This window comes from Nocardia carnea NBRC 14403, assembly GCF_000308515.1.
GTDB classification, from domain to species: domain Bacteria; phylum Actinomycetota; class Actinomycetes; order Mycobacteriales; family Mycobacteriaceae; genus Nocardia; species Nocardia carnea.
Genome location: NZ_BAFV01000067.1, coordinates 1 through 11178, shown reverse-complemented (window position 1 = coordinate 11178; position 11178 = coordinate 1). Strand labels below are relative to the sequence as shown.

General features: G+C 65.9%; 10 protein-coding genes. 5 read left to right on the top strand and 5 right to left on the bottom strand.

Annotation, left to right across the window (positions count from 1 at the left end; all coding sequences use genetic code 11):
• Positions 1 to 59: 59 nt before the first annotated feature.
• On the top strand, positions 60 to 4013 hold the full coding sequence (locus tag ON22_RS23350) for a DNA-directed RNA polymerase subunit beta' (RefSeq protein ID WP_033246959.1): 3954 nt from the start codon (positions 60 to 62) through the stop codon (positions 4011 to 4013).
• Positions 4014 to 4312: 299 nt separating this feature from the next.
• Here ON22_RS23350 and ON22_RS23340 read toward each other — a convergent pair whose 3' ends face one another.
• Positions 4313 to 5182, bottom strand: a complete 870-nt coding sequence (locus ON22_RS23340) for a formate/nitrite transporter family protein (protein WP_033246957.1) — start codon at positions 5180 to 5182, stop codon at positions 4313 to 4315.
• A gap of 249 nt (positions 5183 to 5431) precedes the next feature.
• Between ON22_RS23340 and cynS the strand changes: the two genes are divergently transcribed.
• From cynS to ON22_RS23325, 3 genes are read left to right on the top strand one after another with little or no spacing between them, the layout of a single operon-like run.
• The gene (gene cynS, locus ON22_RS23335) at positions 5432 to 5881 is read left to right on the top strand and encodes a cyanase (RefSeq protein ID WP_033246956.1); all 450 of its coding nucleotides are present in this window, start codon (positions 5432 to 5434) and stop codon (positions 5879 to 5881) included.
• Positions 5882 to 5924: 43 nt separating this feature from the next.
• Positions 5925 to 6257, top strand: a complete 333-nt coding sequence (locus tag ON22_RS23330) for an ArsR/SmtB family transcription factor (protein ID WP_033246955.1) — start codon at positions 5925 to 5927, stop codon at positions 6255 to 6257.
• Positions 6254 to 6727, top strand: a complete 474-nt coding sequence (locus ON22_RS23325; RefSeq protein ID WP_033246954.1) for an SRPBCC family protein — start codon at positions 6254 to 6256, stop codon at positions 6725 to 6727. The genes ON22_RS23330 and ON22_RS23325 overlap by 4 nt, the downstream gene beginning before the upstream one ends.
• A gap of 95 nt (positions 6728 to 6822) precedes the next feature.
• Here the strand turns inward: ON22_RS23325 and ON22_RS23320 are convergent, their stop codons facing one another.
• The gene (locus ON22_RS23320) at positions 6823 to 7833 is read right to left on the bottom strand and encodes an aldo/keto reductase (protein ID WP_033246953.1); all 1011 of its coding nucleotides are present in this window, start codon (positions 7831 to 7833) and stop codon (positions 6823 to 6825) included.
• A gap of 101 nt (positions 7834 to 7934) precedes the next feature.
• On the opposite strand from ON22_RS23320, the gene ON22_RS23315 reads away from it, so the two are divergent.
• Positions 7935 to 8837, top strand: coding sequence for a helix-turn-helix transcriptional regulator (locus tag ON22_RS23315; protein WP_081595790.1), 903 nt, complete (start codon positions 7935 to 7937; stop codon positions 8835 to 8837).
• Positions 8838 to 8983: 146 nt separating this feature from the next.
• Here the strand turns inward: ON22_RS23315 and ON22_RS23310 are convergent, their stop codons facing one another.
• The 3 genes from ON22_RS23310 to ON22_RS23300 form a co-directional block, all read right to left on the bottom strand.
• Positions 8984 to 10000 carry an aldo/keto reductase gene (locus tag ON22_RS23310; RefSeq protein WP_033246952.1) on the bottom strand — a complete coding sequence of 339 codons (1017 nt, stop codon included), beginning with the start codon at positions 9998 to 10000 and terminating at the stop codon, positions 8984 to 8986.
• 14 nt (positions 10001 to 10014) lie between these two features.
• Positions 10015 to 10452: a MerR family transcriptional regulator gene (locus ON22_RS23305; protein ID WP_033246951.1), complete on the bottom strand. Its 438-nt coding sequence runs from the start codon at positions 10450 to 10452 to the stop codon at positions 10015 to 10017.
• A gap of 129 nt (positions 10453 to 10581) precedes the next feature.
• The coding region (locus ON22_RS23300) for a pirin family protein (RefSeq protein WP_043740540.1) at positions 10582 to 11178 on the bottom strand (597 nt) is incomplete at its 5' end.

Below are 11178 nucleotides of genomic sequence, written 5' to 3'. Positions count from 1 at the left end.
GTTCGAACCAATAGAGAACTTTTGCTCGTATTCGACCCGCACAGGGGAAAGGAAGTTACGTGCTAGACGTCAACTTCTTCGATGAACTCCGGATCGGCTTGGCCACCGCCGAGGACATCCGTAACTGGTCCTACGGCGAGGTTAAGAAACCGGAGACCATCAACTACCGCACGCTCAAGCCGGAGAAGGATGGCTTGTTCTGCGAGAAGATCTTCGGTCCCACCCGGGACTGGGAGTGCTACTGCGGTAAGTACAAGCGCGTCCGCTTCAAGGGCATCATTTGTGAACGCTGCGGCGTCGAGGTGACCCGCGCCAAGGTGCGTCGTGAGCGGATGGGTCATATCGAGCTGGCCGCCCCGGTCACCCACATCTGGTACTTCAAGGGTGTGCCGAGCCGGCTCGGCTACCTGCTCGACCTGGCGCCGAAGGATCTGGAAAAGATCATCTACTTCGCCGCCTACGTCATCACGGCTGTCGACGACGAGATGCGGCACAACGAGCTGTCGACCCTCGAAGCCGAGATGGAGGTCGAGAAGAAGACCGTCACCGATCAGCGGGACGCCGACCTCGAAGCCCGCGCCCAGAAGCTCGAGGCCGACCTGGCCGAGCTGGAGGCCGAGGGCGCCAAGTCCGACGTCCGCCGCAAGGTGAAAGACGGTGGCGAGCGCGAGATGAAGCAGCTCCGCGACCGCGCCCAGCGTGAGCTGGACCGGCTCGAGGAGATCTGGAACACCTTCACCAAGCTGGCCCCCAAGCAGCTGATCGTGGACGAGGTCCTCTACCGCGAGCTGCAGGATCGCTACGGCGAGTACTTCACCGGCGCGATGGGTGCGGAATCCATCCAGAAGCTGATGGAGAACTTCGATATCCAGGCCGAGGCCGAGAACCTGCGCGAGACCATCCGCAGCGGTAAGGGTCAGAAGAAGCTGCGCGCGCTCAAGCGGCTCAAGGTCGTGGCTGCCTTCCAGACCAACGGCAACTCGCCGATGGGGATGGTGCTCGACGCCGTTCCGGTGATCCCGCCGGAACTGCGGCCGATGGTTCAGCTCGACGGTGGCCGGTTCGCCACCTCCGACCTGAACGACCTCTACCGTCGCGTGATCAACCGCAACAACCGCCTCAAGCGACTGATCGACCTCGGTGCGCCCGAGATCATCGTCAACAACGAGAAGCGGATGCTGCAGGAATCCGTGGACGCGCTGTTCGACAACGGCCGTCGCGGCCGGCCGGTCACCGGCCCGGGCAACCGCCCGCTGAAGTCCCTGAGCGATCTGCTCAAGGGCAAGCAGGGCCGGTTCCGCCAGAACCTGCTGGGTAAGCGTGTCGACTACTCCGGCCGTTCGGTCATCGTCGTCGGCCCGCAGCTGAAACTGCATCAGTGCGGTCTACCGAAGCTGATGGCGCTGGAGCTGTTCAAGCCGTTCGTGATGAAGCGGCTGGTCGACCTGAACCACGCGCAGAACATCAAATCCGCGAAGCGGATGGTGGAGCGGCAGCGGCCGCAGGTGTGGGACGTGCTCGAAGAGGTCATCGCCGAGCATCCCGTGCTGCTGAACCGTGCGCCGACCCTGCACCGCCTCGGTATCCAGGCCTTCGAGCCGCAGCTGGTGGAAGGTAAGGCCATCCAGCTGCACCCGCTGGTCTGTGAGGCGTTCAACGCCGACTTCGACGGTGACCAGATGGCCGTGCACCTGCCGCTGTCGGCGGAGGCGCAGGCCGAGGCCCGCATCCTGATGCTGTCCTCGAACAACATCCTGTCGCCGGCGTCCGGCCGACCGCTGGCCATGCCCCGTCTGGACATGGTGACCGGTCTGTACTACCTGACCCGGTACGACGACGGCGCCAAGGGCGAGTACCAGCCCGCCACTGCCGACGGTCCGGAGACGGGCGTGTACTCCTCGCCGGCCGAAGCGCAGATGGCAGTCGACCGTGGTGAGCTGACCGTGCGGTCGAACATCAAGGTCCGGCTGACCGATCAGCGTCCGCCCAAGGAGATCGAAGCGGAGCTGTTCCCGGACGGCTGGCGGCGCGGTGAGGCCTGGACCATCCAGACCACGCTGGGCCGGGTGCTATTCAACGAACTGCTGCCCGGGGACTACGCGTTCATCAACGAACCGATGCCCAAGAAGCGGCAGGCGACGATCATCAACGATCTCGCCGAGCGGTACCCGATGATCGTGGTCGCGCAGACCGTCGACAAGCTCAAGGACGCCGGTTTCCACTGGGCCACGCGTTCGGGTGTCACCGTCTCCATGTCGGACGTGCTCGTTCCGCCGGAGAAGGCCGAGATCATGGAGCGCTACGAGGCGCAGTCCGATCAGATCGAGAAGAAGTACCAGCGTGGTGCGCTCGATCATCAGGAGCGCAACAACGCCCTGGTCAAGATCTGGCAGGAAGCGACCGAAGAGGTCGGTAAGGCGCTGCGTGCGCACTACCCGGCCGATAACCCGATCATCACGATCGTCGATTCGGGCGCCACGGGTAACTTCACCCAGACCCGTACCCTCGCGGGTATGAAGGGCCTGGTGACGAACCCGAAGGGTGAGTTCATCCCGCGGCCGATCAAGTCCTCGTTCCGTGAGGGCCTGACCGTTCTCGAGTACTTCATCAACACCCACGGTGCTCGTAAGGGTCTGGCCGATACCGCCCTGCGTACCGCCGACTCGGGTTACCTGACCCGTCGTCTGGTGGACGTTTCGCAGGACGTGATCGTGCGCGAAACCGACTGCGCCACCGAGCGCGGCATCGTGGTGCATATCGCGGAGAAGCAGCCGGACGGCACCATGATCCGCGATCCGCACGTGGAGACCTCCGCCTACGCTCGGACGCTCGCGTCCGACGCGATGGATACCGCCGGCAACGTGGTGGTGGGCAAGGGCGCCGACCTCGGCGACCCGGCAATCGAGGCGCTGCTGGAAGCCGGTATCACCGAGGTCCGGGTCCGCTCCGTGCTGACCTGTGGCACCGGTACCGGTGTCTGCGCGGTCTGCTACGGCCGTTCGATGGCGACCGGCAAGCTGGTCGATATCGGCGAGGCCGTCGGTATCGTCGCCGCCCAGTCCATCGGTGAGCCCGGTACCCAGCTGACCATGCGTACCTTCCACCAGGGTGGTGTCGCGGGTGACGACATCACCGGCGGTCTGCCGCGTGTGCAGGAGCTGTTCGAGGCGCGTGTGCCCAAGGGCAAGGCGCCCATCGCCGAGGTGTCGGGCCGGATCCGGCTGGAGGACGACGACCGCTTCTACAAGATCACCATCATCCCCGATGACGGTGGCGACGAAGTGGTCTACGACAAGCTGTCCAAGCGTCAGCGTCTGCGTGTCTTCAAGCACGACGACGGTTCCGAGCGTCTGCTGTCCGACGGCGATCACGTCGAGGTCGGCCAGCAGCTGCTGGAAGGCGCGGCGGATCCGCACGAGGTGCTGCGCGTGATGGGCCCCCGGCAGGTGCAGATTCACCTGGTCCACGAGGTCCAGGAGGTCTACCGCTCGCAGGGTGTGTCGATCCACGACAAGCACATCGAGGTCATCGTCCGCCAGATGCTGCGCCGGGTGACGATCATCGATTCGGGTGCCACCGAGTTCCTGCCCGGTTCGCTCACCGAGCGTGCCGAGTTCGAGGCGTCCAACCGCCGGGTCGTCGCCGAGGGCGGCGAGCCCGCGGCCGGCCGTCCGGTGCTGATGGGTATCACCAAGGCGTCGCTGGCCACCGATTCGTGGCTGTCGGCAGCGTCCTTCCAGGAGACCACCCGAGTCCTGACGGATGCGGCGATCAACTGCCGCTCCGACAGGCTCATCGGCCTCAAGGAGAACGTGATCATCGGTAAGCTGATCCCGGCCGGTACCGGTATCAACCGGTACCGCAACATCCAGGTCCAGCCGACCGAAGAGGCCCGTGCCGCGGCGTATGCGGTGCCGTCCTACGACGACACCTACTACAGCCCCGAGGGCTTCGGCGCCACCACCGGTGCCGCGGTTCCGCTGGACGACTACGGGTTCAGCGATTACCGGTAGTCGGTTCGTTCGGTAACAGCCACATCGGCCCCGCACCGTTTCGGTGCGGGGCCGATTGCGTCGGTGCCGGGCGGAACACCGATCGCGGTGATGTCGCCGGGCTGTACCGAGGTGTCAGCTCGGTGGTGACGGGTACCGGTTCGGCGGCGCCGGTGAACCGCGGTGCCTGAATTCCGTAGATCGGCCGGAATTCGCCGCCCCGCCCGGCCGAGAATTCGTTGAGCACCTTCGAATCTTCCCTGCTCGGCCGGGATCCGGCCCGCTTCGAATCTCCCCTGCTCGGCCGAGGTCCATCTGGGTCAAGCCCGGGCGGCGCCGTCGGCCGGTGCCCTGTCGGTTTCCGCAACCGGCTCGCCGGCCGGGCGGGGCCGGGGGGTCGCGGTGCGCGCGTGGGTCGCGTAGAGCGTGAGGCCGACGAAGGCCAGACCACCGACCAGATTTCCTATCACCGTAGGGATTTCGTTCCAGAGCAAGTAGTCGCCGACCGAGAAATCGCCACCCAGCAGTAGACCGGAAGGGAACAGGAACATGTTGACGATCGAATGCTCGAAACCCATATAGAAGAACAGCATGATCGGCATCCACATGGCGATCACCTTGCCGGATACCGAGGTCGACATCATTGCCGCGACGACTCCGGTGGAAACCATCCAATTGCACAGCACGCCACGGATGAAAAGGGTGAGCATCCCGGACGCGCCGTGGTCGGCGTAACCGACGGTGCGGGATTCGCCGATTTCGCCGAGGCGCTGACCGACCTCGTTCGGATCCATCGAGAAACCCATGGTCACGATGATGGCCATCATGACAGCGACGGTGAACGCGCCGGCGAAATTGCCGACGAAGACGAGGGACCAGTTCCGCAGTACCGCACGCCAGTTCACTCCGGGCCGTTTATCCAGCCAAGCCAGCGGGACGAGCGTGAATACCCCGGTCAGCAGATCGAAACCCAGCAGGTACAACAGGCAGAAGCCAACCGGGAAAAGGACCGCGCCGACGAGCGCGTTGCCCGTCTGCACGGTGATGGTGACCGCGAATGCGGCGGCGAGGGCGAGAATCGCACCCGCCATGAAGGCGCGGATCACCGTATCGCGCGTGGACATGAATGCTTTCGATTCGCCGGCGTCGATCATTGCGCCGACGAATTCCGCCGGTTTGAGGTACGACATGTCAGGTCCTTCGCTTGTAGTGCTCGTGGGCGAAGTGTGCGGTGCCCGGATTTCCGGGGCGTATCGAGTCGGGCGCACCCGTGTAACCGGGTGCTCACCGGCGCTGTTTCTCTCGGTACGGCGGTGTGTTCGAGGTTTTCGGCGGTGAATGTATCGGCGAGGTGAACACTGCGATACCGGTGCGGTCGGATATACCCGATGGTGGCAGGCTTTCGATATTTCCGGTGATTCCGATATCAGGAGGTCTCTATGGAACCGATCATGAGCAAGAGTGCGGCTGCGGAACTCGTTGTCGCGGCCCGCGTCCGGCGCGGGCTGACCTGGGCGGCCATTGCCGATGCGCTGGGTGCTCCACTGGTTTGGACGACGGCCGCGCTGCTCGGGCAGCATCCGATGACGGCCGAGCAGGCGCATCAGGTGTGTGATCTGCTGGGCTTGGACGATGCGGTGGCGGAGAGTCTGAGCCGGCAACCCGCCCGCGGTGCGGATCCGGCCCTGATGAGCGATCCCACCATCTACCGATTCGTGGAGGCGATCTCCGTATACGGTCCGGCGCTCAAGGAGTTGATCCACGAGGAGTTCGGGGACGGGATCATGAGCGCGATCAACTTCAAAGTCGACTTCGCACGCCGGCCGGATCCGGACGGTGATCGGGTTGTCATCACATTCGACGGGAAGTTCCTCGACTATCGCTGGTGATGTCGTGTTGACACTGCGGCACCGAGCGCTAATACTGAACTAGATGGTTCAGTATGAATTCTTGGACGCCTCCTTCGGGGCGCTCGCGGACCCCACCAGACGGGGCATCCTCGAGCGGCTCGGCCGCGGCCCCGCCACCGTCAGTGAACTGGCCGACGACTTCTCGATGACCCTCACCGGTATCAAGAAGCACATCCAGTTACTCGAGGACGCGGGGATGGTGGTCACCGAGAAAAAGGGGCGGGTCCGGTATTGCCGGATCGGTCCCGGCGTATTCGAACGGGAGGTGGCCTGGATGCAGGGCTATCGGCAGAGGCTGGAAGCACGGATGGACCGTCTCGGTGAATTCCTGCAACGAACGGAGCACGAACAATGAGCACTGCCACTGAAGAAGCCGTCGTCACGACTCCCGCGGACCGCGAGATTCGCGTCGAACGGGTTTTCAACGCATCCCGCGAACGCGTATGGGCCGCCTACAGCCGGATCGAACAGCTGGCCCAGTGGTGGGGCCGCGGCAATCAGCTCGATATCGAGCGCTGGGAGTTCCGGGAAGGTGGACACTGGCGTTTCGTCGAACGCGCCGACGGCGAGTCCCACGGATTCGAGGGCCGGTTCCGGGAGATCGTGCCCCAGGAACGGATTGTGCAGTCCTTCGAATGGGACGGTATGCCCGCGCATATCACCATCGACGCCGCGACCTTCGAGGACCTCGGTGACGGGCGTACCCGGGTGGTTACCGTCAGCCAATTCCATACACCCGAGGAGCGGGACGGCATGCTGCAATCCGGTATGGCCGAAGGGCTCAACGCCAGTTACCGGGCCCTGGACGCCCTTCTGGCGAAGTAACCGGTGGGCGCCCGCGCCCCCGGGGCCGAATCGGAGCCGAGGGCGCGAGGCGTGCCGGCCACCGGTCCACCGCTCGGGGGCCGGATGTCAGTGGCTCATCGCTCACTGTCCAAGGTGGCCATCAGCGGCTCCGGGTAGCGGCTGCCGATCACCGCGGCGGCCGGTACCGCCTCGGCGATCGCGGCCTGTTCGGCCGGGGTGAGCGATATCGCCGCGGCGCCGACCGACTCGGCCCAGCGTCGCGCGCTGCGAGTACCGATGAGGGGGACGATATCGTCGCCGCGGCCGAGAACCCAGGCGATGGCGAGTTGCGCAGTGGTGACACCTCGCTCCTGGGCGAGGCCCGCCAGGGTGTCGACAAGTTTCAGGTTGGCATCGAGGTTCTCGCCCTGGAAGCGCGGTATTCCGGCGCGGGAATCCGATAGGGCGGCACCGCCGCGGCCGCGTAGCGCATCGCTGAGCAACCCGCGGCTGAGCACACCGTAGGCCGTGATGCCGATCCCCAGTTCACGGCAGGTGGGCAGGATTTCGGCTTCGATACCGCGGGAGAACAGCGAATACTCGATCTGCAGATCGGCGATCGGGTGGACGGCAGCGGCCCGGCGCAGGGTTTCGGCGCCCACCTCGGACAGGCCGATATGCCGGACGTATCCGGCATCGATCATTTCGGCGACGGCACCGACGGTGTCCTCGATCGGAACCGCCGGATCCAGCCGGGCCGGGCGATAGATATCGATATGGTCCACGCCGAGCCGGCGCAGGCTGTAGCTCAGGAAGTTCTTCACCGCCGCCGGCCGGGTATCCATCCCCTGCCAGCTGATATCCGGGCCGAGCATCCCACCGAATTTCACGCTGAGGGTGATCTCATCGCGCGGCCGGCCCGCTATCGCTCGCCCGACCAGCATCTCGTTGTGACCGCTCCCGTAGAAATCGCCGGTGTCGATGAGGCCGGCGCCGGAATCGAGCGCGGCATGCACGGCGGCGATCGATTCCGTTTCGTCGGCGGGGCCGTATACGCCCGACAGGCCCATGGCGCCGAATCCGATCCGGCCGACCGTGGGGCCGGTAGCGCCCAGCCGCGAGGTCTGCGTCTGTGTATTCGTCATGGGTTCCACTGTGGTGACCCGCTCGCCTCGTTGGCAGAGACGCTTTATCGGGGGAGCGGCGATCCCTGGCTGCGGTCGCCGCGGTGCGCGACAGTGGAGATATGGAACGCAGCGAACTCGCCGACTTCCTTCGCCGGCGCCGGGAACAGTTGACGCCCGCGGAGGTCGGGCTGCCGCCGGGTTCGCGCCGGCGCACGCCGGGGTTGCGGCGTGACGAGGTGGCATCGCTCGCCGGGATCTCCACCGACTACTACACCCGGCTGGAACAGGCACGGGGGCCCCGGCCGTCCACGCAGGTGCTGGCCGCGCTCACCCGGGCGCTGCGCTACACCCGCGACGAACGCGACCACGTCTACTTCTTGTGCGATCACTCTCCGCCGGGTAGCAGCGGCCCGGACAAGTATGTGGGGCCCGGAATGTTGCATGTTCTGGCGAAACTGGACGACACACCGGCGGCCGTGATCACCGATCTCGGCGAAACCTTGGTGCAGAACCGGATGCATACCCTGTTGATCGGTGACCAGACCGCGTTGCCCGGCCGGCACCGCTTCTTCGCCTGGCGGTGGTTCACCGACCCGGCGGCCCGCGATTTCTGCCCGCCCGACGACGTGGACCGGATATCACGCCGGCAGGTGGCCGATCTGCGCGCCACCGCGGCGCGCCGCGCCAAAGACCCCGATGTGCTGGATTATGTGGGCGCGCTGCGTACGGCCAGCGCCGAATTCGAACAGCTGTGGAACGAACACCTGGTCAGCGTGCGGCTTTCCGATGTGAAAAGTATCGTGCATCCGGAAGTCGGTGCGATCGCTTTCGATTGCGAAACGCTGCTCACCACCAGCGCGACCCAGCGGCTGCTGATCTACCGGCCGCGGCCGGGAACTGATGCCGCGGAGAAGCTGGAACTTCTGCGCGTGATCGGTACCCAGCGCTTGGACGGACCGGAATCGCCGCCTGTGCATCCCGCCACAGTGTCCGATCAGCGGCGAGCTTCGCTGCCCGAGTAACACCCCGCAATGCTGTTCGCTCGGCGGCGCACCGTTCGGCCGCAGTCCGCACGTGCGGGGCGCCGGGGCGCCGTGTTGCCCGGGGGTCGCTGCGGTACCCGGGGGACCGGTGTGGCCGGTGCACGAACGGACCCAGATCGCGGTCCCTACTCGCGGCCCGCGGAGGTGAAGGACATATCCGCGTAGCGCGGACCGGCGACCTGTTCGCCGATCGGTTCCAGCCGGGCGAGTTCGGCGGCGGTCAGCGCGACCGTTGCCGCTGACACGTTCTCTTCCAGCCGGGCGCGACGACGGGTGCCCGGAATCGGCACGATCGGCAACCCGTGTTCCTGGGCGCGGGAATGTACCCAGGCCAGGGCTACCTGTGCGGGCGTGAGCCCCCGTTCTTCGGCGATCGCGTACACGGGCGCCAGCAGGGCCGCATTGTGTGCCGCGTTGGTACCGGTGAAACGCGGCATATGACGCCGGAAGTCGGTGTCGTTCAGTTCGGCGGCCTGGGCGAAGGATCCGGTGAGGAAACCCCGGCCGAGCGGCGAGTAGGGAACGAAGGTGACGCCGAGCTCGGCTGCCGCGGGTACGGCGGTGCGTTCGACATCCCGGGAGAACAGCGACCATTCCGATTGCACCGCGGCGATCGGGTGTACGGCGTGGGCGGCGCGCAGTTCTTCCCCGGTGACCTCGGAAAGCCCGAGCGCGCGTACCTTGCCCTGCCCGATGAGTTCGGCCATCACGCCGACGGTCTCCTCGATGGGCACCCCGGGATCGCGCCGGTGCATGTAGTAGAGGTCGATGGTTTCGATGCCCAAGCGGCGCAGGCTCGCGTCCACGGCGGCGCGGATGTATTCCGGCGAATTGTCGATACCGCGATAGTGGGGGTCGTCCGGTTTCCGGACGATGGCGAACTTGGTGGCCAGTACGACCTGTTCCCGGTTGGCGCGGACGAAATCGCCGACGAATTCTTCGTTGTCGCCGGAACCGTAGATATCGGCGGTATCGAACAGGGTGACGCCGAGTTCGAGCGCCCGGTCCAGGGTTGCGCGGGCTTCGGCGCGGTCGGTGGGGCCGTAGAACTCGCTCATACCCATACAGCCCAGACCCTGGATGCCCACCCGGATCCCTTCTGGGCCCATCGGGGTGCTCGGCAGTGTTGCGGGGGTGGTCATTCGTGGAAATCCCTTCACGATGCGGCGTTGTCGGGAGACCGGGCGGCGGATGCGGTGTGTTCCTCGTAGAGCGCGATCTTGTAATCCAGGGTCGCCACGGTCTGCTGGAGTTCGGCGATACGGTCGAGGGCCTCGGCGCGGGTGGCGCGGAACATGGCGAGCCGCTCCGGGACGGTGCTCTCCCCGGCCCGGACCAGCTGCGCGTAGCGGATCATGTCCGCGACCGACATACCGGTGGTGCGCAGCCGCGTGATCAGCGTGAGCCATTCGAGGTCTCGGTCGCTGAACCGGCGTCTACCGGTGTGGTCGCGGCCGATATGGGAGAGCAGGCCGATACGCTCGTACCAGCGCAGGGTGTCCTGGCTCAGCCCGCAGTGCCGGGCGGCGGCGCCGATCGTATGCCGGGGGATATCCCGGCCGGGCTCGTCGCCGGTCGGTACGGAAAGGCTCACGGGATTCCCCTTTTGTCCTGAAAATAGTGCGCCACAGCCCTTTTGGTCGGGTGCGCCGCGTCCTCTCGTCGAACAGTGACAACGCTATCCACCTGGAGTGGACTCCAGGCAAGCGGCGCGGAGAACTATTCAGCCGCGCGGCCGGCGGCCACGGGGTTTCAACTCCCCGCCGGGTAGCGGCGGTGCGGGGATCCGCTGCTCGGGTGGATGACCCGCGATATCACCGAAGCGGGCGGTATTGCGCTGCTCCCAGTCGGTGCGGGCCGCGGCGATCTCCGCATGCTCGCGGGCGACGAAATTCCACCACATCACCAGTTCCTCGGCCAGCGGCTCACCACCGACCAACGCGAACCGGGCGCCGCCGGCACTGGACAACTCCATATCCGCGCGCCCGGTACCCAGGTACAGCAGCGGGCCCGCGGTCATCTCGACACCGGCCACGGTCACTTCGCCCTCGACCACCAGGACCGCGTATTCGTAGGCCGGATTCGTCCGCAGCGTGGTCGTGGTGGCGGGATCGATCTCGATATCCGCGCCGACCAGCGGGGTGTAGATCATCGCCGGTGAGGTGACCCCGGCCAGCGTTCCCAGTAGAACGGTCGCACGCAAACCCGGAATGTGGTGCACCGGCAGATCGCGATGCTGCTCGAAATGCGGTGCGATATCGCGGTGCGTATCGGGCAGTGCGATCCACAGTTGTAGTCCGCGCCCGGCCGGCGCATCCGG

What these genes read in the sequence shown, in the direction of transcription:
- ON22_RS23325 (WP_033246954.1), top strand. Translation starts at nt 6,254, where the DNA reads ATGAGCACTGCCACTGAAGAAGCCGTCGTCACGACTCCCGCGGACCGC.
- ON22_RS23310 (WP_033246952.1), bottom strand. Translation starts at nt 10,000, where the DNA reads ATGACCACCCCCGCAACACTGCCGAGCACCCCGATGGGCCCAGAAGGG.
- cynS (WP_033246956.1), top strand. Translation starts at nt 5,432, where the DNA reads ATGGAACCGATCATGAGCAAGAGTGCGGCTGCGGAACTCGTTGTCGCG.
- ON22_RS23320 (WP_033246953.1), bottom strand. Translation starts at nt 7,833, where the DNA reads ATGACGAATACACAGACGCAGACCTCGCGGCTGGGCGCTACCGGCCCC.
- ON22_RS23330 (WP_033246955.1), top strand. Translation starts at nt 5,925, where the DNA reads ATGGTTCAGTATGAATTCTTGGACGCCTCCTTCGGGGCGCTCGCGGAC.
- ON22_RS23340 (WP_033246957.1), bottom strand. Translation starts at nt 5,182, where the DNA reads ATGTCGTACCTCAAACCGGCGGAATTCGTCGGCGCAATGATCGACGCC.
- ON22_RS23315 (WP_081595790.1), top strand. Translation starts at nt 7,935, where the DNA reads ATGGAACGCAGCGAACTCGCCGACTTCCTTCGCCGGCGCCGGGAACAG.